Annotated in this window: 17 protein-coding genes and 1 pseudogene; 3 read left to right on the forward strand and 15 right to left on the reverse strand. The window is 40.9% G+C overall.

Annotation, left to right across the window (positions count from 1 at the left end):
- Window positions 1-228: 228 nt before the first annotated feature.
- The 7 genes and pseudogenes from engA to nrdR all read right to left on the reverse strand — a co-directional run.
- Window positions 229-408 (reverse strand): annotated as a pseudogene (engA, locus tag PCY06_RS00450) (ribosome-associated GTPase EngA); the annotation flags it as partial.
- 8 nt (window positions 409-416) lie between these two features.
- Window positions 417-755 (reverse strand): hypothetical protein, encoded by a 339-nt coding sequence (locus tag PCY06_RS00455; RefSeq protein WP_061601485.1) that lies wholly within the window; start codon window positions 753-755, stop codon window positions 417-419.
- A gap of 47 nt (window positions 756-802) precedes the next feature.
- Window positions 803-2,113: a ribosome biogenesis GTPase Der gene (gene der, locus PCY06_RS00460; RefSeq protein ID WP_061601486.1), complete on the reverse strand. Its 1,311-nt coding sequence runs from the start codon at window positions 2,111-2,113 to the stop codon at window positions 803-805.
- A 42-nt stretch (window positions 2,114-2,155) separates the two neighbouring features.
- Entirely contained in the window at window positions 2,156-2,872 is a 717-nt protein-coding gene (locus PCY06_RS00465; RefSeq protein WP_061601487.1) for an NADPH-dependent oxidoreductase, read from the reverse strand.
- The gene (gene dnaI, locus PCY06_RS00470; protein WP_045772915.1) at window positions 2,869-3,768 is read right to left on the reverse strand and encodes a primosomal protein DnaI; all 900 of its coding nucleotides are present in this window, start codon (window positions 3,766-3,768) and stop codon (window positions 2,869-2,871) included. The genes PCY06_RS00465 and dnaI overlap by 4 nt, the downstream gene beginning before the upstream one ends.
- Complete coding sequence (locus tag PCY06_RS00475) at window positions 3,769-4,923, reverse strand: DnaD domain protein (RefSeq protein ID WP_061601488.1); 1,155 nt, start codon at window positions 4,921-4,923, stop codon at window positions 3,769-3,771. It lies immediately after the preceding gene.
- Entirely contained in the window at window positions 4,924-5,397 is a 474-nt protein-coding gene (gene nrdR / locus PCY06_RS00480) for a transcriptional regulator NrdR (protein WP_008808512.1), read from the reverse strand.
- 179 nt (window positions 5,398-5,576) lie between these two features.
- Here nrdR and PCY06_RS00485 point away from each other — a divergent pair, with 179 nt between their 5' ends.
- Entirely contained in the window at window positions 5,577-5,993 is a 417-nt protein-coding gene (locus PCY06_RS00485) for a hypothetical protein (protein ID WP_061601489.1), read from the forward strand.
- Window positions 5,994-6,135: 142 nt separating this feature from the next.
- On the opposite strand, the gene PCY06_RS00490 is transcribed toward PCY06_RS00485, so the two are convergent.
- The 6 genes from PCY06_RS00490 to PCY06_RS00515 all read right to left on the reverse strand — a co-directional run bounded on the left by PCY06_RS00490 (window position 6,136) and on the right by PCY06_RS00515 (window position 13,899).
- Window positions 6,136-6,951 carry an endonuclease/exonuclease/phosphatase family protein gene (locus PCY06_RS00490; protein WP_061601490.1) on the reverse strand — a complete coding sequence of 272 codons (816 nt, stop codon included), beginning with the start codon at window positions 6,949-6,951 and terminating at the stop codon, window positions 6,136-6,138.
- Between the two features lie 17 nt (window positions 6,952-6,968).
- The gene (locus PCY06_RS00495; RefSeq protein WP_061601491.1) at window positions 6,969-9,161 is read right to left on the reverse strand and encodes a PTS transporter subunit IIBC; all 2,193 of its coding nucleotides are present in this window, start codon (window positions 9,159-9,161) and stop codon (window positions 6,969-6,971) included.
- Between the two features lie 361 nt (window positions 9,162-9,522).
- On the reverse strand, window positions 9,523-10,212 hold the full coding sequence (locus PCY06_RS00500) for a response regulator transcription factor (RefSeq protein WP_012000010.1): 690 nt from the start codon (window positions 10,210-10,212) through the stop codon (window positions 9,523-9,525).
- Window positions 10,213-10,224: 12 nt separating this feature from the next.
- Window positions 10,225-11,649 carry an NADP-dependent phosphogluconate dehydrogenase gene (gene gndA, locus PCY06_RS00505; RefSeq protein ID WP_061601492.1) on the reverse strand — a complete coding sequence of 475 codons (1,425 nt, stop codon included), beginning with the start codon at window positions 11,647-11,649 and terminating at the stop codon, window positions 10,225-10,227.
- A 135-nt stretch (window positions 11,650-11,784) separates the two neighbouring features.
- Window positions 11,785-13,266 carry a flotillin family protein gene (locus tag PCY06_RS00510; RefSeq protein WP_061601493.1) on the reverse strand — a complete coding sequence of 494 codons (1,482 nt, stop codon included), beginning with the start codon at window positions 13,264-13,266 and terminating at the stop codon, window positions 11,785-11,787.
- 102 nt (window positions 13,267-13,368) lie between these two features.
- A complete protein-coding gene (locus tag PCY06_RS00515; protein ID WP_045505786.1) occupies window positions 13,369-13,899 on the reverse strand; it encodes a DUF177 domain-containing protein in 531 nt (176 codons plus the stop codon).
- A gap of 97 nt (window positions 13,900-13,996) precedes the next feature.
- Between PCY06_RS00515 and PCY06_RS00520 the strand changes: the two genes are divergently transcribed.
- Both PCY06_RS00520 and PCY06_RS00525 read left to right on the forward strand, forming a co-directional pair.
- The gene (locus PCY06_RS00520; protein ID WP_061601494.1) at window positions 13,997-14,866 is read left to right on the forward strand and encodes an Rgg/GadR/MutR family transcriptional regulator; all 870 of its coding nucleotides are present in this window, start codon (window positions 13,997-13,999) and stop codon (window positions 14,864-14,866) included.
- Between the two features lie 339 nt (window positions 14,867-15,205).
- Window positions 15,206-16,441, forward strand: a complete 1,236-nt coding sequence (locus PCY06_RS00525; RefSeq protein WP_082307159.1) for an MFS transporter — start codon at window positions 15,206-15,208, stop codon at window positions 16,439-16,441.
- 150 nt (window positions 16,442-16,591) lie between these two features.
- On the opposite strand, the gene PCY06_RS00530 is transcribed toward PCY06_RS00525, so the two are convergent.
- Window positions 16,592-21,325: a glycoside hydrolase family 70 protein gene (locus tag PCY06_RS00530; protein WP_105165077.1), complete on the reverse strand. Its 4,734-nt coding sequence runs from the start codon at window positions 21,323-21,325 to the stop codon at window positions 16,592-16,594.
- Between the two features lie 63 nt (window positions 21,326-21,388).
- Window positions 21,389-22,282 carry an XRE/MutR family transcriptional regulator gene (locus PCY06_RS00535; protein ID WP_172455822.1) on the reverse strand — a complete coding sequence of 298 codons (894 nt, stop codon included), beginning with the start codon at window positions 22,280-22,282 and terminating at the stop codon, window positions 21,389-21,391.
- Window positions 22,283-22,551 lie beyond the last annotated feature (269 nt).

Here is a 22,551-nt window from a genome sequence, read left to right on the forward strand (position 1 = left end):
TAATCAAACCGATTCTTGATTCTTATTTTTGCTTATTTGATGGTCCAAATCTTGATAAATAGTTGCGAGATCCAAAGACTCTATTCAAAATACTATTCCTCGAGTACCTTCCTAGCTTAGTCAGCAAAACCTGTCTTTGATACTCAGGCAACCCCCAAAAAATGTAAGGATCAAAATTGATTTTCATCTAAGAAAGCTATGAACCATAAAACCAAAGGAGCTCTGCCCCTACTTTCTCTTCCTTACAATTAAGTGAATCGGGGGGCCTTCAAAGACAAAGGCCTTGCGGATTTGATTTTCCAAGAAACGTGGGTAAGAGAAGTGCATAAGCTCTTCTTCATTGATAAAAATGACAAAGGTCGGAGGTTTTGTCGCTACTTGGGTCGCATAGAAAATCTTGAGACGCTTGCTCTTGCTTAATCCGCTGTGCTTTGGGACGAATTTTTCACTAAGAAGAAACCTATTATACCATACAGCGATACCACTAGAATAATCTTAAACAAAGACCATAACATAAACAAAAATAGAATAGATTTCTCATGAAAACTATAATAACTTTCATTAAAATAGTATCCTAGCTCTTGTACTTCAATTCCACCGAAAAAAAGTTGCCCAAGCAGAAGAAAGAAGGCCAGTAAATAAATAGTTGCAAGCGTCCAAAAAACTATATTATTCTCTAGATATCTCCTTAATACCCAAACTAAAAGCAGGATTAGAGACAAAAAAATTATTGCAAAAAATTCAAAATATGACATTTTCTGTCTCCTCACAGTGAAAATAGGAATCGCTAGAATTCCAACTCCTACTTCCGCTTCCTTGCAATCAAGTGAATCGGAGTTCCTTCAAAGACAAAGGCCTTGCGGATTTGATTTTCCAAGAAACGCAGGTAAGAAAAGTGCATGAGCTCTTCTTCATTGACAAAAATGACAAAGGTTGGCGGTTTGGTTGCTACTTGAGTCGCATAGAAAATCTTGAGACGTTTGCCCTTGTCAGTCGGCGTCGGATTAATCGCAATGGCATCCATGATGACATCATTAAGCACCGCTGACGGGATACGGGTATTCTGACTCTGACTGATTTGCTTAATCATATCCGGCAGCTTATGGAGACGCTGCTTGGTCAGGGCAGAAACAAAGATAATTGGCGCATAAGATAGGTACTGGAACTGGTCACGAATATTCTCTTCCCAGTCTTTCATGGTATGATTGTCTTTTTCCAGTGTGTCCCACTTATTGACAACGATGATTATTCCTTTTCCTGCTTCATGGGCGAAGCCAGCGATTCTCTTGTCGTACTCACGAATTCCTTCTTCAGCATTGAGTACCATCAGAACAACATCCGACCGGTCAATCGCCCGCATAGCCCGCATGACAGAGTATTTCTCTGTGTTTTCATAGACCTTACCTGACTTGCGCATACCAGCCGTATCGATCATGGTAAACTCCTGACCTTCACTGTCTGTAAAGACCGTATCAATAGCGTCACGCGTCGTACCAGCAACAGGACTGGCAATAACACGCTCCTCACCCAAGATAGCATTGATCAAGCTAGACTTGCCGACATTAGGACGGCCAATCAGACTAAACTTAATCATATCAGGATTTTCAGCGACTTCTTCATTTGGCAGATTTTCAACGATTGCGTCAAGAACATCCCCTGTACCAATCCCGTGGACTGAGGAAACTGGGAATGGATCGCCCAAGCCCAGCGCATAGAAATCAAAAATCTCATTGCGCATTTCGGGGTTGTCCACCTTGTTGACCGCTAAAATAATCGGCTTATTGGTCTTGTAAAGCATGCGAGCCACATACTCGTCTGCATCTGTAATACCTTCCTTGCCAGATACGACAAAAACGATGACATCTGCTTCGTCCATGGCGATCTCAGCCTGGTGTTTGATTTGCTCCATAAAAGGCGCGTCAACATCGTCGATTCCGCCCGTGTCAATAATACTAAACTTGCGGTTAAGCCAGTCTGCTGTCGCATAGATTCGGTCGCGGGTCACCCCTTCGACATCTTCCACAATGGAAATCCGCTCACCGGCAATCCGATTGAAAAGCGTTGACTTGCCGACATTGGGACGGCCGACAATGGCAATAGTTGGTAAGGCCATGTTTTTCCTCTTTCATTCTTTAGGACAGAGCCAAACTCCGTCCTATTTTTCTAATTTCTTTTCTTTGAATAGTTGATCAATAGCCTGATTTGGCTCCTGACCAAATTGAGCAGCTAGGCGCTGACTCCAAGTTTCCTTAGCTCGCTCGCCGGCATATTCAGTCTGAACGCGGTCATAGGCTTGAATAATGGAATCATCCTGTTCACGATATTCTTCCTCAAAGACCACTGCTTCATAAGGCAAACGTGGCTTAACTGCATGGTTCTGGTTGGGAGTCCCCAGAGCAATCCCAAAAACCGGGTAAGTGTAGTCTGGTAACTTAAAAAGCTCCGCTATTTGACTGGCAGCATAACGAACCAGTCCAATGATTACTCCGCCATAACCTAAACTTTCAGCTGCTAAGAGAGTATTTTGACCCACTAAAGCAGCATCTACTGAGCTAATCAAGAGATTCTCCGTCCCCTCAGGGTAAAAATCTTCCGTGTGCAATTGAACGCCCTTTTGAGCTCGATTGAGGTCGCCAACAAAAAGCAAAAAGGCCGAAGACTGCCGAATGGCTTCTTGGGGGACCAAATCAAAAAGGGCTTCTTTTTTCTCTTTGCTTCGCACCACAATGATAGAATAGGACTGGAAATTCTTCCAGCTGGACGCTGCTCGCCCAGCATCAATGATAGCACGTAATTCCTTATCCGAAATCTGCTCCTCCGTAAAGCGGCGAACAGACGTGTGAGCTTTCATTAAGTTAATCGTTTCATTCATCGGCGATTCTCTCCTTCTAGGCGTACCTCCTGAGCCAGAAACTTAATCCGCTCCATAACTCGCTTGGCCTGCCAAGTCTCGTCGCCATTCTTAGAGCTGGCAAAATGTCGCTCCAAATCCGCAAAACTAAAGTTAGAAGTAAAGAAAGTTGGCAGATTTTCCTGCATGCGGTGCTGGAGAATGACCTGCAAAATCTCATCCCTCATCCAAGGACTGGATTGCTCTGCACCAATATCATCCAAAATCAGCACTTGAGCTGTCTTGACTTGGTCAATCTTCTCCTTGACCAAGCCAGAACTGATAGCATTCTTAACATCCAAAACAAAGCTCGGATAGTGTAGCAAAGTCGTTGAAACACTGCGTTTTTCTGACAAATCATGCGCCAGAGCAGCCATCATGTAGCTCTTGCCGACCCCAAAATCTCCGTAAAGATAAACAGCCTTCTGATAATGAGGAAACTCAGCAACAAAGTTGGTCAACAGTTCAAAAGCCTTGTAGCGACCAACATCATCGAGATCTACCTGTGCCAGACTAGCTTCCTTGAGGCTGCTAGGCAAATTGATCAGGTTAAGCCTACTCTTAATTGCTTCATTCTTTTGCTGCTCGACCAGCTCAGCTGTCTCTTCATAGGAAACATCCGCATAGCCTGCATTTTTAATCAAAATCGGCTTATAGCCTTTAGCAATATAGGCTTCATCCCCCAATAGAAATCGATTTCGTTCACTGATGTACTGATTGAACTTCGAGATGCTTCGGGAAATTTCAGACTGACTAAGTTTCTCCTGCTGGATAAAAGCCGCCACATCAGGATCTTCTACGATTTGACGGACTAACTCCTCATAGTTGAATTGGCGGGCAGGATTTTTATGTGAAAGGGTCTCTCCAATTTTTTCCATTTAGTCACCTCCTTGTTCTAATTTAGCAAGCAGACGGCGTTTGTGCTCTTCAAGCTCGGCCTGCTTCTCTGCACTTGTTTCATTTTTATAATCTGGCTGGCTCCATTCAGGAACATTGCTTTTAGCAACTTTCTGGCTAGATTTAACTGGTCTACTCTGACTTTGTTGGTTGCGCTCGCGGATTTTCAGAACAGCTTCCTCAGCACTAGTCACCTTTTGATAGGCAAAATCATTGGCGACTTTTAGAGCGTACTTCTCATTTAGATTGGCTGAATCAACCTTATTTAAAGTCAGAAGCAAGACAATATTGATGACCTCATCTAAAAGGCCTATCTTAGCCAAATCCAATAAAAGCTGTCTTTCTGATTGGGTAATCGTCGCCTGACGCTTTTTTTTAAGCTCTGCTAAGAAAAGCATTGGCACCTTACTCTTGGCAGCGCGGATTATGATTTGTTCATCCTGAGTAAATTTCTCATCGACACGTTTTTGAGCCAATTTTTGCTTCATACGCTTGACAGAAATAACATGTGAAATCGCGGTTTCTCTAGCCAAGACATAGGTTTCATACCAGGTCCAATTTTGTTGCTCTGCAATAGCAAACAAATCTAGTAAATCTTCTTTTTCATCAGCAAAACGTAAATTTTCCTGAGCCATTCTTCGCTTAAAGTTAGTCAGATCAAAGTCTGACTGCTTCTTCTTAACCACCCCAACTTCATCTTCCACATCAAAGACTGTCGATAATTTCCTAGCCAAAGGCTGACCCTGAGGCTGACCTTCCATTAAATCTTCAACAGCCGTTTCACCAATTTTCTTTTCTAAAAGTCGTTTGTAAACGTGATGCTGGAAAAATTCATCCGCCGAAAGCAAACTAAATAGTTTGATCTGATAAGTCGACTCTCCTTGATAGAGTTCTAGCAAGTTCATGGCACTTAAGCGTTCAAAGCTCGTCTTCAAGACTTCCATTCCCATATTCAGATGATTCAAAATATGGCCAAAGGTATAGGCCTGACGACCGTTGTCCCAAAAAGCCAGACAGTACAGATAGAGACTGACTGCTTCTCGACCAATAATCGGCAAATAAAGACGGATCAGATTGTTTGTATCTTGACTAACCAGATTGTTTTTCATATAAGAAAACTGATCGTTTGGCCTCATCTATTCTTCTCTCTTCTTTTTTACACCCTTAGTAATTTGCTGGAGCAGACTTTCTAATTCACCAACATCTTTAAAGCTACGATAAACACTGGCGAAGCGAACATAGGTAATCTCATCCAATTCAGCTAGTTCATCCATAACAAGATTACCGATAAAGTCACTGCTAATTTCATTTTCACTGCTACTTCGTACTTTCTGCTCAATGCGATTGACCAAAGCTTCTATCTCATCACTAGATACTGGCCGTTTTTGAGCAGAGCGAATAATACCATTAAAAATCTTATCCCGAGAAAATTGCTCACGTGTCCCGTCCTTTTTGACAACGACCAGGGTTCTTTCTTCTACCCGTTCATAAGTTGTAAATCGATGCTGGCAATCTTCACATTCACGACGGCGACGAATAGTATTTCCATCCTCAGCTTGACGGCTATCGATAACACTGGATTTGCTTCCGCCACATTTTGGACAACGCATACGATTTCCTCCTCAAATCTTAATACTCTATTTTACCATAATTTTGCCCATAACAAAAGTAAGGCAAATCTAAATTAGTACGCAGAAGAATTAAAAGTATTTCTCCTACATTTTATATTTAAAAAAAGAATTCACTTATGTTATAATGCTAGAAAATTATCTCTGTATAGGAAAAAATAATGAAAAAAAGAAAAATGCTCATCCTTGCAATCGCATCAACTCTTATCATAGGAGGAACAATTGTGGCAGTTCAAAATAAAGATTTATTCGGCGGAATTGATCAACAAAATTATCAAAGCACCAAAGAAAAGCAGTTGGCTTATTTGAAGAAGCATGAAGAAGAAATTAAAGAGTTTGTGAAATCTCAAAATCCAAAGATAAAATCGGTTCAGATTGATTGGGATCAAACACAATGGGACCAGATAGGGAATGGAACACCTCAAGGTGGGGGGGAAGTTATAATCGTTGGAGGGGGCTTCAATAACATAGAGGGATCGACGTGGCAAGTCATGTTTGAAATTAAAGATGGACAAATTATTTTCGATACCATGATGCAAGGAAGCCCATTGCGAGTAGGAGGTAGAATTTTTGACTAATAGTAATTTAAAAACATTTGATAATTTCTCCCAAGAAGATATTCTCTTATATAAAAAAGTTCCAAGTTGAACTGAAACTCGAAAGTTAGGCTTTTAAGCTAACCTCGCTAGTACAGTTCATTTAACTTGGAACTATTTTTTTCTAAAATTTTGCCTCTACTTCTATACCAAAATGGTCACTGACAACGGGGGTTTCCTTTCCGTCAAAGACCACAGCAGAGCTTTCAATTTGGATACCTTGGCTGGTAAAGATATAATCAATCTTCAGAGCGTCTTGGTTGCCATCCCAGCCAGCAATGGCGCCTTCAACTGTTGCCCTACCACTAATCTTTTGAGCAACCTTATGACTATCCTGCAATTTGAGGGGGCTCTTTAAGATATGTTGATAGCCTTCGTAATCGACAGGATTATTAAAGTCACCCATGAGGACCAGAGGAGTTTTGACCTTGACAAGCTCTTCTTCAAGCTTTGACCATTCCCCTTGGAAGCCCTTGTCCCACCAAGATAGATGACAAGAGGCGATAGTCATCAATTGACCCTCTACCTCAGTCTCCGCTAACAATACCTTACGCGTATGGTAATCACTAGGATCATTCACTTCTGAGACCAAAACTTCTCTAGGAGCTATCGGTTTTCTGGACAAGATTGCCACACCTTCATTGTAAATGTCAAACCCGATATGATTGTAGGCCCAGGACCAATGATAGTCCAGTCCTGCTTTTGCCAATTTTTCTACTAGGCAAAGGGCAAAGTGATCTTGATGAATCACAATCGTTCCTTCCACCGCCTTATAGAAAGGAGCCTGAACAACCTGTTCAGACTCCATTAATTGATTGACTTCCTGCAGGCAAATGACATCATATTTTTCTTGAAGAATGCGTTCTGCAAGCTGATTCAGCTTAGTTTCTTGCTCTTCTTCCATCCAACTATGAGTATTTAATGTCAGGAATTTCGCCATGATTTCTCTTTTCTATTTTACAATTCAACCTTGGCAACAACTGTCTTAGCAGATGCTTGACCAAGTTTTTCTACAGTCACAGACTTGATAGCTGCCGCGTTTGTGAAGACAACAACTGTTGAAGTTTCACGACCAGCTGCCTTGATAGCTTCCAAATCAGCTGTCACAAGTAAATCACCTGCAGCAACCTTTTGACCTTCTGAAACATGAACTTCAAATGGTTTACCTTCTAAGCTGACAGTGTCTAAGCCGATGTGAACCAACACTTCTAAACCATTTTCTGTCAAAAGACCTAAAGCATGTTTCGTAGGAAATACGCTTGTTACAGTACCTGAAACAGGTGAGTAAATCTTACCATTTGCTGGCTCAACAGCAAATCCATCACCCATCATCTTTTGTGAGAATACTGGATCTTTAACATCATCAATTGCAATGACTTGACCATCTGCAACAGTTTCTACTTCTTCTGTTACACCTTTGTAGGCAACTTCAGTAGCTGCTGATTCTGCTTTTTGGCTAGGAAGAGTTTCAGGAATCACTTCACCAGAATCCAGCAAGTCTTGAATATCAGATTTAAGAACGTCAGCTTTTGGTCCATAGATAGCCTGAACACCTTGACCTTTCATAACCAAGCCCATAGCGCCTTCAGCTTTCCATTGCTCTTCAGTTCCAACTTTTTCAGCATCCTTGACAGTCACACGAAGACGAGTCATACATGCATCTACGTCAACGATATTAGCACGACCACCTAGCAAATTGATAACATTGACTGCTTGAGATGCTTCTGCAACCTTGCCACTGCCAGCTTCTGCTGAAGAAGCTTCATCTGATCCATCTGCAGTTTCATAGTTACCGTTACGTCCTGGAGTTGCGTAGTTGAATTTCTTAATCATGAAGTTTGCAATGAAGTACATTGCTACACCAAAGAGGATTGTTACCCAAATAAAGTTAATGATATCCATTCCCAAACCAGCATTGATTGCCAATGGTGTACGAGTTAAGAATTCGATAGAACCGAATGAGTGTACACGAAGGTTAACGATGTCTGCCATTGCAAAAGCAGCACCTTGAACAAGTGAGTAGATCAAGTAAAGCGGAGTCGCAACAAACATGAACATGTACTCGATTGGCTCAGTAACCCCTGTCAAGAAGGTTGCCAATGCAGTCGCAATCATCATACCTTTATATTTGTGCTTCTTGTCAGCATCTACATTGCGGTAGATAGCTGCAGCTACCCCAATCAAAATACCAAATGAACCAATCATTTGTCCAACTTTAAAGCGGGCTGGATGGTATGCTTCAAGCAATTGATTGTAGCTTGCCATATTTGAACCTTTAAGGTTAACAAGGTCAGTTACCCAAGCAAGCCAAAGTGGGTCTTGTCCGAATACTTGTGTACCTTTTGCAGCACCAGTTAACACCTCATATGTTCCACCAAGAGCAGTATAGTTCATTGGGATTGTCAACATATGGTGCAATCCAAATGGAAGCAAGAGACGTTCCAAAGTACCATACAAGAATGGCGCAAAAACCGGCGCGGTATCTTGTGAGTTGGCGATCCAAATACCAAAGTTATTGATTCCAGTTTGGATAACTGGCCATACAAATGAAAGTACAATCGCAACAATCGCAGAACGCAGAATTACAACAAACGGAACAAAACGTTTCCCGTTAAAGAATGAAAGTGCATCTGGCAATTTACGGAAGTTATAGTATTTGTTGTAAGCAGTTGCTCCAACAAAACCAGCGATAATTCCGACAAATACACCCATGTTTAGGGCAGGCGATTCTAAAACGCTGATAAAATAATCAGAAACTTTAATTGTTCCACCTAAAAGAGTGTGAACAGTTGCATCTGGTTTTTTTAGCAGGTCACTAGTAACACCAAACATCACACCAGTGATACGGTTAATCAGGATAAAAGATAAACCTGCAGCAAAGGCACCACCGGCACGCTCTTTAGCCCAGCTTCCCCCAATTGCAAGAGCAAATAGAACGTGGAGGTTCCCAATAACACCCCAACCAATTTGCTCTAAAACGCCACCTGTCGTTACCAACACACCAAAATTAGGATTAATCATTGGAAGCGACTTACCAATACTAATCATTAGACCAGCTGCGGGCATAACCGCAACGACCACCATTAAAGCTTTACCGAATTTCTGCCAAAATTCAAAGCTAAAAATGTTCTTGAATGAATTTTTCATCATCCAGACCTCCTTCTTTTTTACAAACTTCTATATGAAATCGTTTGCATTGCACACTACTATTTTATCACTTTTTTTAATTTTGTAAAGGGTTTTCATAAAAAAATTTTAAATTTTATTATTTCCTCTTTTATTATCACTTTTTTTACCCTAATTTTCATCTACTCGCAAAAAAAGCTGATTTACCAGGCTGCGCGAGGTCTATAGTCAACATAATAATATAGATTATGACTTCTTTTTTGTCTTTCAACAAGTAAACCCAGTCTATAAATTTTAAGCAAACGATTGCGTGAATTAGTCTAATTTCTACTAAAAATCATATTAAAAAACTCCAATTCTCAAAGAATTAGAGTTTTATCATAGATCACCCCTGCATGGAATAACCAATTCCACGAACGGTTTTAATATAACTTTCTTGTCCTGGAAGATCGATTTTACTACGGAGGTAACGAATATATACATCCACTATATTAGTCTCAGATGCACTTTCATACTTCCACACTCGATCTAACAGTTGCTCACGGCTCATCACCTTATTACTGCTCATTAGAGTCACTAGTAAATCATACTCTCGTCTCGTCAAAGCAATAATTTCTTCCCCTCGATAAACCGTATGATTTTTCAAATCAACCCGCAGATTTCGATAAGCAGTAGGAACTTTTAACTGGCTACATTTCTGATCAATAAAATCTCGTCCACGAAAAATAGCAGATATTTTATCAACCAGATCACTAATAATAAAGGGTTTTACCATATAAGAAACTGCAAACTGCTGAATCTCTTCAGCCGAATCCGCAATCTCCTCTCGGCTCACCATTACAATGATTACTGCAGCTGGTTTTAATAAACTTAATTGTTGAGCAAAGGCAAAGGCTGTTCCATCAGCAAACTGATTATTTAGTAAAAGTAAATCATAATCGTTTTCCTTTGCTAGAGCTAGTCCCTCTTGCCCTGTTTCCGCTAGGTCTACTTGATAACTTTCCTTTTGTAATTCCAGCATGATAAATCGTGCTAGATTCTTTTCATTTTCAACTAATAAAATCCGCTTCGCCATCGACCTGTCGTCCTATTTTTCGTCGTACCAAGAATAGTGGAAGGTACCTTCTTTGTCTTTACGTTGATATGTGTGTGCTCCAAAGTAGTCACGTTGTGCTTGGATCAAGTTAGCAGGTAGATCTGCTGAACGATAGCTATCAAAGTAAGTAATGGCTGCTGAGAAAGTTGGCACTGGAACACCTGCTTGAACAGCAAGAGCTACGATATCACGCACAGATTGTTGATATTTAGCTGTTACATCAAGGAAGTATTCATCCAAAAGCAAGTTAGCTAAGTCAGCATCACGGTTGTAAGCATCTGTAATCTTTTGCAAGAAACGAGAACGGATGATACAGCCATCACGCCAGATTGAAGCAATATCCGCAAATGGTAGGTTCCAATTGTTTTCACGTGAAGCTACGCGCAATTGAGCAAAACCTTGTGCATATGAGATGATTTTTGAGAAATAAAGAGCTTGACGGATCTTTTCGATCAACTCAGCTTTATCTCCTTCAAATTTGAAAGCAGCTGGTTTTGGAAGTACTTTGCTGGCGTGTACACGTTCTTCTTTGTAAGCTGAAATATAGCGGGCAAACACAGACTCAGTAATGAGTGACAATGGCACGCCTAAGTCAAGTGCTGATTGGCTAGTCCATTTACCAGTTCCCTTGTTACCTGCAGCATCAAGGATATAGTCTACGATTGGTCCTTCTTGGCCTTCATCGTCTTTACGGCTCAAGATATCAGCTGTGATTTCGATCAAGTAGCTATCAAGCTCGCCCTTGTTCCACTCAGTGAAGATTTCAGCCATGTCTTCTGCAGAAAGTCCGAGCAAATGTTGCATGAGGTCATAGCTTTCTGCGATTAATTGCATATCACCATACTCGATACCGTTGTGGACCATTTTCACATAGTGACCCGCTCCATCAGGACCGATGTAAGTCACACATGGTTTGCCATCTTCTGGTGCTTTAGCAGAGATTTCTTCGAGAACATCTGCTACCAATTCATAAGCTTCTTTTTGTCCACCAGGCATGATAGAAGGACCTTCGAGGGCACCTTTTTCACCACCAGAGACACCTGTACCGATAAAGTTGATGCCTGAGTTTGCTAACTCTTCGTTACGACGGATAGTATCTTTATAGAAAGTGTTTCCTCCGTCAATTAAGATATCGCCTTTATCCAAGTGTGGAAGAAGGGCTTGGATGGTTGCATCTGTACCAGGTCCAGCTTGAACCATCAGCATGATACGACGAGGTTTTTCGATTGAATTTACAAAGCTTTCAACGTCATAGCTTGGCACAAAGTTCTTTTCTGGATGGCAAGCAATTACATCTTCTGTTTTGTTTGCTGAACGATTGTAGATGGCTACTGTATAGCCACGAGATTCAATATTGAGAGCAAGGTTACGACCCATAACGGCCATACCAACAACACCAAAATTTGCTTTAGTCATTTTTTTCTCCTATAGTTAGTTTGTTTTATTTTATCATGTTTAAGCTATAAAATAAAGAATTTATCTTGAAATGTTCGAAGAAGAAAATCCCCTGGGTAAAAATAGGATGAAGGCGAGCCTCATCCTAATCATTTTTTATTTCTTGTCATCAGTCGTAATTTCTTTAGCTTCAATCACTGGCTGTTCATCTTGTTTAAGCTTATTGACAGTCATATTAACACCAAGAGCGCCTGCTAGGAGTTGGCGGATATCGAAGCCTGCACCTTGCGATACTTGGTCAATACTCTGCATGATATCACCAACCATCTTAGAAGCATTGCCTTCACCATACATGGTGATTTTGTCCACTTTAGTAAGCGGCTCTGCTACAGCACGGGCAATTTCTGGCAGTTTGTCTACAATCATCTCAGTAATGGCAGCTTCCTGCATCTTCTTCATAGCTTCTGCTTTTTTATCCAAACCTTGAGCCTCTGCTTCTAGCTTAAGACGAATAGCCTCAGCTTCAGCACGTCCTTTGGCTTCAATGGCTTCAGCTTCTTGCAATTGTGCAAATTTTTCAGCCTCGGCTTGAGCCTTGCGAGCTTCTGCTTCTTTTTGAGTTTCAAAAAGTTCTGCTTCAGCTTGACGTTGACGCTCAATCAATTGTGCTTCCGCTGCTTGTTGACGAGAGTATTTTTCTGCCTCAGCCTGTTTGCGGATGTTAGCATCGAGTTCTTGCTCACGAACCTTAACTTCACGTTCCTTGACTTCAGCTTCTTTCTCTTGCTTCATGATATTAGCTTCAGCAGCCACGCGCTCTTGCTCACGACGTTGAATTTCTGCCTCGATCCCTTTAGCTGCATCAGCCTTAGCTTGCGCAATGTCCGCTTCCTGCTTGAGAGCTGCTTGCTTCAGTTTCAACTCATTTTGCTTTTGAGCAATTTCCAAGTCAGCTGCTACCCGCTTGTCGTTAGCCAATTTGTCTTGCTCAGCTTCTACTTCCTTGCGCTCACGTTCCGCTTTGGCCTTTGCAATTAAGGCATCTTTTTTGATGGTTTCGACATTTTCAATACCGAGGTTATCAATCACGCCACCCTCGTCAGAGAAAGACTGAACGGTAAAGGCGATGACTTCCAAGCCCATTTTTGCCAAATCAGGAGCTACGTTGTCCTGCACCTTTGAGGCAAATTCCTGACGGTCATTGACCATCTTGCGTAATTCCATCTGGCCAATTACTTCCCGAAGATTTCCTTCCAAGACATCTTGAACAGAGTTAGAAATGTCAGTTGTATTCCAATTAAGGAAGTTTTCTGCCGCACGGGCAATCATTTCGTCAGTCGTTCCGATTTTCAGCTTCACAGCTGCATCAGCTCGCACATTAATGAAGTCTAGAGTTGGCACCGCCTCAGATGTACGAACATCTGTTGAGAATTGCTCAATATCCAGATAAGAGCGCTGTTCAACAAAAGGAATCATAAATCCAGCTTTACCTCGTAAATGGCGTTGTTTACGAAGCCCTGTGATGACGACTACTTCGTTAGGGCGAGCATTGACATATCCCTTAGCCAAAAGAACAAGTACAATAACTAAAGTAATTGCACCGAGGATTAGCCAAGTTGGAAAGAAAAATGTATCCATAATAACTCCTTTTTCGACAAGAAAGCTTGTCCAATTTATTTTATTATCTTAGTATACCAAATTATTCTTTAATTCCAATTTTTTTCTAGAAAAATTTATTCCTCATTCATCAAAAAGGCCTTGTAAACCTGCAAATGGACTATTCTCTTCTTTTTTATCCGCTTGGTACTTCTGATAATCTTCCTCTGTCATTACCTGCCAATCTCTTCCTGTTGGCAAGTCTGAACCAGCCTCTTCAGCAGCTGTCAATACTTTTAGAGGAATATTCAAAAGGATATTGTCCGCTACACTCTCTGCAACATTAATCTCACCATTTTCAATGGGAAGCACCAGATCCTGATCAATCATTTCCTGCGAAGCGACTTGTCCATCTTCCATGAAAATTTCATTAACCAGATAAGACTCTTTCCTCTCTACGGGTTCCATACTGCGACTAGAAGCCAAAGTAATAGTATAAGAAAGTTCATAATCTAAGAAATAGAGTCCATCCTCATACTGGGCTCTCCCACTAGCAACAATATCCTGAACGTCTAAAATCTCAGCATTTCGTTCTTTTAATTCTTCAGCCAAGTCTAGCTTCTTTTCAAAAGCCAAACCATCTGGATTCTTGCGAATTTCTTGTATATTTAACATAAGTTCCTCTTTGTTTTTTCTTTTATTATATCATGTTTAGGCGCTCCGATGTTATTAAAAATTATTTTGTTATAATAAATTGTAAGGAGGAAAAGCAATGGCACAACTAGGACAAGTTTTTAGGTTTTTTCGAGAGGCAAGGCACATCTCTTTATCTGAAGCTACTGGTGGAGAATTCTCAAAGTCCATGCTTTCCCGTTTTGAAAATGGGCAGAGCGAGCTATCAGGTCAGAAACTTTTCAGCGCCCTCAGCGCCATTCACACAGAAACAGAAGAATTTACAGTTGCAGCTGGCATCCAGGATCATCATTCTCACAAGGAACTCCAAAGTCAAATTCAAGACCTGCTGCAAACCAATCAGCTTGAATTATTAGAAGAACTTTATCTGGAAAAAGAAAAAATCACTCAAAAAAGCAAGGATGCTAATGATTGGGTTGAACGCCTGATTGTAAAGGCCTATCTCTGCGCCCTCAAGGAGTCCGAAAAGGCCAGCCCAGACGAGCTAGATTTCCTCCATGATTACCTCTTTTCAGTTGATATTTGGGGTCGCTATGAACTGAAGCTTTTTTCTATCTGCACTCCGGTTTTATCTCTAGACTTGTTTTCCCAATACACCAAAGAAATCCTCTCTAGAAATGATTTCACAGCCTTATTTACCAATAATCGCAACACCTTGCATACCACTTTTCTGAATGGTTATCTTCTAGCCATCAGTCAGGAAGATATCACCCATGCAGACTATTTCCAACAAGTCATTGAGCGACACTTTTATGAAGAAAATGAGACTTACTTTCGAATTGTCTATCTCTTTGCTCAGGGAGAATTAGCTTGTTTGAAAGGACAAAAGAAAGAAGGATTCGCTCAAATGAAGCAAGCAGTCGATATTTTCCAAATCTTGAACTGTCAACATAGCGCTGATTACTACCAAGAAGCTCTCGAAGCTGCTTTTCAAAAATATAGCAAATAAAACAAACCTCCACTTTTAAACTCGCCGATTTTGAGTTAGAAAGTGGAGATTTTTTGATATTAGACGATCTCTAGCTTACTAATTTCAACAACTTCCATCAAATTCGTTGAATATATGCAACATTTTCTGCTTCTTAAATCTTTTATTTTATACTGAAACTAGAAAGAGCTCTCGCAAGTCACTTTTAGAACCTGACCACTTACCTAGGAGGCTTGACCACTTGCGGAAAAGCTATTGAAATCAAGACTTTTCCTGCTATAATCAAAACTATCAAGGCCTTGTAGTTATTGACTATTTTTGAAAAATCTTTCAAACCATTCATTACTAAAGGAGATTTTTATGAAACTTGCTTTACGGAATAAATTATTTTCTTTTATTAGCCTCTCCCGAATCTTCAACACCCTGGGAGCTTCTATTTTCAATATTGTTTTTGTTGTATTTGCGTCTAGCATGCCAAACCCCAAGTTTGCTATTGCTGTTGCTAATTTTATTGTCCTGGTTCCGACCTTCTTTACTATTTTCGTCGGCATCAAAGCAGATAAAACCATCCATAAAGCTCGCTGGCTGATTCATTTCGGTTATGTGCAAGCCCTGCTATTTGTTCTTGTCGCCTTTATGACTCGCTCTAGCTCATATCTAGCCTTTTCAGTGGTCTGCTTCATGAATATTCTTTCTGATATTATCAGCGACTATCGAAGTGGTCTGCAAATGCCAATTTTGAAAAAGAACATTCCCGAGCAAGATCTAATGGAGGCCTTCTCCTTTACCCAGCTTATCAGTTTTCTTTGTAGTCTAGCCGGTCAGGCTTTAGGAGTTTGGCTCTTAGCAATCAGCCAACAAAACTTTTTCCTAGTAGCTCTAGTCAATTCTTTGACCTTCCTTCTCTCCTCTACTACCCTCTATCTAGTCCGACGTCGATTGACCCATGATCCGGTAACCATTTCTGAGAATAAACCTCCTCTCAAGGAAGAACTAAAAAAAATGTATACATCTTCCAAACTCATCTTTGAGCAGGAGGGATCTAACAGCTTTCTCAAGTTGCTGGCTCAAATCTTGGTCATTAACGCTATGGGAGGTTCGCTTATAGCACTTTATAATCTCTATTTGCTAGACAACCCCATCTTTCATCTATCTTTTAGCCAGTCACTCTTGATTCTTCAGACGACGCTTGTCCTAGCCATGATCATCGCGAGTCTGACTCCCAACGATTACTTCAGCCGTCTATCACTAAATCAGCTCATCATCTGGGCCGCTGTTATGATGATTCTGCTTGCTATCAGCAACTTCTTACATCTGCCCGTTTTCGTCGGTATTACTTTTGGATTTTTTCTTGCTTATGCTTCCGGCAAGATCAATCCCAAAATCAACACCCTCTTGCTAAGTAAGCTACCTTCCGATGTTCTCGCTCAGACTTCCAGCTTTCTAAGTTTGCTCTTTTCCTTCTCCGTTCCTCTGGGAACTATGATTTTCTCAAGTCTAGCTCTTTGGAATATGAATGCTAGCTGGCTAATCTTCAGCTTTATCGGCGTGATCGCTCTGCTCCTATCTATTGAAAAAAAGAATGAGATAAAATAAATCCGATGAATGCAATTCTATTGACTTTGAGTTAAAAGCAGTCTTATTTTAGACAGTAAAAAACGACAACTTCCAAATAAGGAGTTATCGTTTTTTTGAGTCATGGAAAGCTAAAAGATCAAGTGTCATTTAGCTTATGCTCTTTCTTGATTAGTTTCTGCCAAAGCGTCTGCCTCTACCATTTCGGTCAAAGTACATCCAGGTTCCGTCTTCTAGACGAATCCATTTGTTTCGAACCATATCACCTGACTTCGGATCAAAGTATCGTTCAGCACCATCAACATAGACAACTTGGCCCTTGACCTGCTTGCCATCTTGGCCGAAGTAGAGAACTTGATTGTTGATTGTCTTAAGACCCGTTACAGCTTTGCCGTCTTGATCAAAGTAATACCATTCATTTTTAGCGCCTTCTGCAAATTTATTGACGGCCATCTCTCCTGAGTTGGCATCAAAGTAACGGATGGATTTATCAGCCAAAGTCACTACTTGACCCTTGACTTGCTTGCCATCTTGACCGAAGTAGAGAACCTGCTTGTTGATCGTTTGGAGACCAGTTACAGCTTTGCCGTCTTGGTCAAAGTAATACCATTCATTTTTAGCACCTTCCGCAAATTTGTTGACGGCCATCTCTCCTGAATTGGCATCAAAGTAACGAATGCTCTTGTCTGCTAACGTCACTACTTGACCCTTGATTTGCTTACCATCTTGACCGAAGTAGAGAACTTGATTGTTGATTGTCTTAAGACCCGTTACAGCTTTGCCGTCTTGATCAAAGTAATACCATTCATTTTTAGCGCCTTCTGCAAATTTGTTGACGGCCATTTCTCCTGAGTTAGCATCAAAGTAACGAATGCTCTTGTCTGCTAGTGTCACTACCTGACCCTTGACTTGCTTGCCATCTTGGTCGAAATAAAGAGTTTGCTGACCAATCTTTTGAAGGCCTGTTAGAGCGACTCCGTCTACCCCGAAATAGTACCAATCACTTGGGTTATCACCCTGAGCAAAACGATTGATAACAGCATTTCCTGAATCCTTGTCAAAGTAACGAAGTTTGCCATCCTTAGCACGCACAACCTTGCCCTTGACTTGATAACCATTTTGGTCAAAGTATTGCTGTCCATCTCCTATCTTGACGAGACCTCGAGCCATAACACCCTTGTCGTCAAAATAACGCCAGTTTTGGCCATCAGAAGTGTAGTAACGGTTGAGAACCTTGGCACCAGTCCTATCATAGTAGTACTGATTGCCATTTTCATCTTCTTGTAAAGCATCGCGCAACTGAACCCCATTCTTCATGAAGTAAAGCTGCTTGCCATCAATCTCACGAGCTCCTGTTACTAGATATCCTTGATTATCAAAGTAATACCAATTGCCATTTTCATCCTGGATAAAAGTGTCTTTAGCTTGATTACCACTAGTTGAATAGAACTTAAAGCCATTTGTGTCTTTTACAAATCCTGTGGAAGCTTCTTTATTGACCAGCTGTTTAGGTAATGCTGTCTCTCCATTCTTGTTAGACAGGTATTCTTTGCTTCCCCAGTCTTTAAGAACATAGTAAGCTCCACGACCTAAGATATTGGTACCATTGAAGTACTTAGCCGACCACTTGGTAATCTTCTCGTCCGTTGTCATCTTTTGGCCGTTGGAAATTTGTACTCGTTCAAAGATTTCTGGGTATTTAGCTTTAAGCTCATCCAAGAAGGCTCCACCATACTTGCCTTGGTAGTCGGTCCCATTGGTCTTACTATTAGCCACATAAAGTTTTTCTTTGATTTCTGCGCCTTCACGGTAGGTTCCGTAGTTGTTGACACGAGTTGCTGTTACCACTTCCTTACCTGGCAGGTTGTAGATTTGGTCTGGCACCCAGTCCGCAATGGCTTGGATATTGACACTGTGGAGAGCACGAAGAGCATTGAGCAAATCTTTTAGAGAACCATATTTATTATTCTTGCTCATCGCCATATCGTAGCGGTCTTCAAAGGCATAACCATTCTGAATGATAGAATCTAAGAAAGTACCGTCTTGGCTAGATACATACTGAGGTGGTAGCTCAAATGAAGTTACTCCCCATTCCTTGAAGAGGTTGACATTTTTAGCAATGACTTTATTGGTATATTGGTCATCGCGGGTTGCAAAGTCTTGGAAGTTAGAGAAGCCTTCATAAATCAACTGAGAATCAAGAGCAGGACTAGATTCGTAAACCTGACCGCTGGCATTTTTCTTCTTGCTGGCTGTTACGCGCGCATCCTGATTCTCTTTAGCACCAACTGGTACCCAAACAGCCAGGTAACCAGAAACTTGGACATTGCTATAGCCAGCGATATCATTCATATCAAAGGTCAAAATACCATTTGCATCTGTCTTCTTCCAGAGCGATTGGGGTACTTCTTCGTCAGTTAGATAGCGGGAAATGCCATCTTTGGTCGTCAGGAGCACAGGGCGATAGTATTGATTCTTATGGGCTGCTCCCATATTGACTTGCAATTTATCCCATTCGTTCAGTTTAAGGTTCGGGTTATTAGAAGCAATAACTGCCATCCCTTGGGTACGGGTTTCTGCTGTACCTTCATCCGTAGCCTCATTAGCACCAGTACCGTAGCGAACAGAAGTCAAGATACCGTTATATGACCATTTATCAGCCTCGCGAGGCACACCCATATAGGTGACTTTCATATCCTGGCCACCAGCTACATACTTAATCCGAGCACGCAACAAGGCATCAATAGCGTCATGGTATGGAGATTTTTTCTCCATGTATTGGCCGTCATCAGTATAGAGGTCGCCATAGTAGACCCGAGTGATAGAGTCTTTATTGGAGAGCATGAGAGCATGGGCAGTTGGGATATTGAACTGCGTATACTTCTTGTCCGCCTTGCGCATATCTTCGTTGTAGATCTTGAAGGCTTGCTTGAGCTCATCCATGGTAAAGGTCAAACCATCCGTATTTGGATTGATATTTTCCCGGATGATGTCGGCAATAACGGTTTGTACTTCACTATCATGAGCCCGAACAAAGATATAGTTTGCCATCCGCTCGCCATTTTTCTTTTCAGTAGAACGATCATTCAGACTATTCGTAATCGTTGGCTCTACTCCACTACGGATAGAAAGCTTACGCATGAACGAATAAAGCAAGGACAAGCGTAGCTTGTTATCAATTGCTAGTTGAGCGCCTTTAGTATCTTTGTTGTAGTCAGGATCGTTATCAGACCAAGCTTCCAAGATAGACAAATGCTTGATGGCTTCTTCTTCACTTTCTCCCACCTTGTAGCGAGACTTGAAGTAGTCAGATGCGATTTGGAGCAAATCTGCGTTGACATTGTCCACCGCATCAACACGAACTCCGTCAAAGTTAGCAGTTGGATCATTGGCTACGATGCTTCCAAAGTTCATCATATAGTGGAGCCAGTTAAGTTGCTCAGCTTGAACAGCTGGATTAGAGTTATCAAAATCATTGGCTAATAGGAATTCATAACCACCATTTGACTTGTCGATGAAGTATTTAGGCGTACCGGTCTGGCTGGTTGGTGTGCGGTTAAGCAGACGATATCTAGAATTGGCATGAGATGTCTTATCACTATTTGTATAGAGTAGAGCCCCACCTTGCAGATGGTCCTTGTTCGTCCCAGTTGTTTCAGATTCTGTCTTAATATTCCAATTTGGCTGAGTTTTGACAAAGGCACTCATCAGCGTTCTCAACCATTTTGTGTCGCCTTCTTTACTAATTCTTTCTTCGATTTTTCGCTGTACCTGCTGAACAGCATTTGTTAAAAGAACTTGCTCGGTCTTGCTTTCAAAAGCGCCGATTCCCAGATTTTCTTGATTCATATAGTTGAGGTAATTAATCTGAGTCCGCTTGTCAGGCCACCAAGCCATTAAAAGAGGACGCAAGTCTGTTTCTGTCGAGGCCGTCCATGTTTTTCCATCTTTTAAGATGAACTTTGGACGATACCAACTATCAGCTGTCAAATAGCCATCTACAGTCTCAATATCCTTGTCAGTTGTACCATAAAAAGCATTCTTTTGGGTGAACTCATTATTGAGACTGCTGGTTCCTTGCTGGAACTGATATTCATTTGAATCAACCAAAGCCCCGGTTTCTGCACCAAAATAAAGAATTTTTCCGTTTAGCTCAACAGCAAAGTTTTTCTTAACTGAGCCATCATCCTGAACATAGTATTTCTTACCATCAATCGTCTTGATATGAGCTAACACATCGTCATCATGCTCAGTATTTACCGGCGCCGCTTGTGCTTGAGCAGCCAGCATTTTTTCGGTTATTGATTCTTTTCTTTGGGCTGGTTCTGGCAAACGCCCTTTCTTTGGAGTCGCTATAATCTTGTCAGAAACGGTAGCTTTTGCTACATTTTCGGTAGTTTCTTCTTGATCATTGGCTCTACTATCTTGTTTAGCCTGTAATGCATCTTGAGCTTTGTCAGTTGACTCAGCCTGATCAGCTACTTTAGGCTCCTGGGAGGAGCCACTCTTTTCAGAAGAGTCATCACTCGTTTTCTGAGTCAATTCATGTCTGGAGTCAGTTTTTGAAGTTTCAACTTCTTTATCCTGTTGCGTCGTCTGTTCGTTAGCTGTTGGATTGGTTGCCGCACTAGCTTGATAGGTTTCTTTGCTAGAAGAAGCATGTTCTTTTACTTCCAGTTGCGAAGAGTCCGTTGCTTTGTCTGAAGTAGTTTGCTCCGAGTCCTTGCTCTGAACAGCGGACTGTTCTTTTACATCGGCCACTTGATTAGCATCATCCGCATAGATCACATCTGATTCAAGCCCTAAGGCCTTTGGAGCCACAAGAAGGGCCAGGGAAGTAACAGCAATCGCTACCCAGTTCTTCTTAACCTTATGCATTTTATAATGAACTTTTTTCTCCATCATAAAACCTCCTTCTGAAAATAGTATAAAGTTTTACCCTTATTTTAATCTTTTTCAGAGGAGGTTCTATTCTATTTGCAGATCTGCAACTACTGTTAGCTGAATTCGCTCAAATTGTTCTTTGAGTTTTTGAGCAACACCAAAAGAATCTAAATATTCAAAAGTTGACAAACATTGTTCAATATCATTCCGAGCATGAGGGTTACCAACCTTATAAGAATAAAGAGCCTTATGATATTTGATCAGCACCCGGTCATAAAGATCTGTCTCAGGAATTTTTGTATTATCAATATAATTGAGAAATTTCATAGCTACTTGTAAATGATTATTCTCTATACATGCACTCACAACATTAAGTAGCATCTTAATAATCCGTCGACGATTCTCCGGCAGATTATTGTAAAATTGAGTGCGGTTAATCATTTCACTGGCAAAGGTTTCCAGAGTTTCCAAGGTCAATAGATTTACACTGTTGGTAAAGAGCCAAAGCTCATAGCGGCCCCATTCTTCAACAGAAAAGAGGTAATCTGTCAAAAACTTAATGTCTTCCTTACTGACTTGATAGTCTGTATTACAGGCCGTTAAGGCAGCCCTGATTACAATGGTATTTAACTTGTAGTTCTTTTTTTCTGGAAATTCTTGAGCCATGGCTTCAGAATTAGCTAAAATACTTTCTAATTTGACGATATTATTCTCACGTTGAGCCTCAGAAAGTTTTTGAGACAATACAACATCATCAGCTTCCCTATAATTATGATAAACATACTGAAATTCAGCCAAAGAGACCGACATGTTCCTGAGGCAACTATAAAAAGAATCAACTGTAAGGCTACTAATACCTCGTTCATATCGAGACAGCTGGGCAACAGAAATATCACCTGCCGCCACTTCTTTGAGGGACATATTCTTTGATTCTCTAATGATTTTTAAAATTTTTCCCGACGACTTTACGATAAGCATACCTCACTTGCATATATGTAATAAAATTCTATTTTTAATATACTAGTCCTATTTTACAGTTATGTTAAGAGCTGGCAACAAAAGATTTCTCAGTGATTCCATCCTATTAAATTCGATACTAAAACATCAGAAAATACGATGTTTTGAAAGACTTACTGCTTAACTCCGCCAAATAAGAGATATCGGATCTTTTTATCTTCCTTGGTCAAAGGAAAGAACTGTACATACTCGGTATTTAACACCTACACCGTTCATAAGCAAATCTCATC

It is taken from the genome of Streptococcus sp. SG1 (assembly GCF_030439935.1).
Classification (GTDB): domain Bacteria; phylum Bacillota; class Bacilli; order Lactobacillales; family Streptococcaceae; genus Streptococcus; species Streptococcus gordonii.

What these genes read in the sequence shown, in the direction of transcription:
- PCY06_RS00455 (WP_061601485.1), bottom strand. Translation starts at nt 755, where the DNA reads ATGTCATATTTTGAATTTTTTGCAATAATTTTTTTGTCTCTAATCCTG.
- der (WP_061601486.1), bottom strand. Translation starts at nt 2,113, where the DNA reads ATGGCCTTACCAACTATTGCCATTGTCGGCCGTCCCAATGTCGGCAAG.
- PCY06_RS00465 (WP_061601487.1), bottom strand. Translation starts at nt 2,872, where the DNA reads ATGAATGAAACGATTAACTTAATGAAAGCTCACACGTCTGTTCGCCGC.
- dnaI (WP_045772915.1), bottom strand. Translation starts at nt 3,768, where the DNA reads ATGGAAAAAATTGGAGAGACCCTTTCACATAAAAATCCTGCCCGCCAA.
- PCY06_RS00475 (WP_061601488.1), bottom strand. Translation starts at nt 4,923, where the DNA reads ATGAGGCCAAACGATCAGTTTTCTTATATGAAAAACAATCTGGTTAGT.
- nrdR (WP_008808512.1), bottom strand. Translation starts at nt 5,397, where the DNA reads ATGCGTTGTCCAAAATGTGGCGGAAGCAAATCCAGTGTTATCGATAGC.
- PCY06_RS00485 (WP_061601489.1), top strand. Translation starts at nt 5,577, where the DNA reads ATGAAAAAAAGAAAAATGCTCATCCTTGCAATCGCATCAACTCTTATC.
- PCY06_RS00490 (WP_061601490.1), bottom strand. Translation starts at nt 6,951, where the DNA reads ATGGCGAAATTCCTGACATTAAATACTCATAGTTGGATGGAAGAAGAG.
- PCY06_RS00495 (WP_061601491.1), bottom strand. Translation starts at nt 9,161, where the DNA reads ATGATGAAAAATTCATTCAAGAACATTTTTAGCTTTGAATTTTGGCAG.
- PCY06_RS00500 (WP_012000010.1), bottom strand. Translation starts at nt 10,212, where the DNA reads ATGGCGAAGCGGATTTTATTAGTTGAAAATGAAAAGAATCTAGCACGA.
- gndA (WP_061601492.1), bottom strand. Translation starts at nt 11,649, where the DNA reads ATGACTAAAGCAAATTTTGGTGTTGTTGGTATGGCCGTTATGGGTCGT.
- PCY06_RS00510 (WP_061601493.1), bottom strand. Translation starts at nt 13,266, where the DNA reads ATGGATACATTTTTCTTTCCAACTTGGCTAATCCTCGGTGCAATTACT.
- PCY06_RS00515 (WP_045505786.1), bottom strand. Translation starts at nt 13,899, where the DNA reads ATGTTAAATATACAAGAAATTCGCAAGAATCCAGATGGTTTGGCTTTT.
- PCY06_RS00520 (WP_061601494.1), top strand. Translation starts at nt 13,997, where the DNA reads ATGGCACAACTAGGACAAGTTTTTAGGTTTTTTCGAGAGGCAAGGCAC.
- PCY06_RS00525 (WP_082307159.1), top strand. Translation starts at nt 15,206, where the DNA reads ATGAAACTTGCTTTACGGAATAAATTATTTTCTTTTATTAGCCTCTCC.
- PCY06_RS00530 (WP_105165077.1), bottom strand. Translation starts at nt 21,325, where the DNA reads ATGATGGAGAAAAAAGTTCATTATAAAATGCATAAGGTTAAGAAGAAC.
- PCY06_RS00535 (WP_172455822.1), bottom strand. Translation starts at nt 22,282, where the DNA reads ATGCTTATCGTAAAGTCGTCGGGAAAAATTTTAAAAATCATTAGAGAA.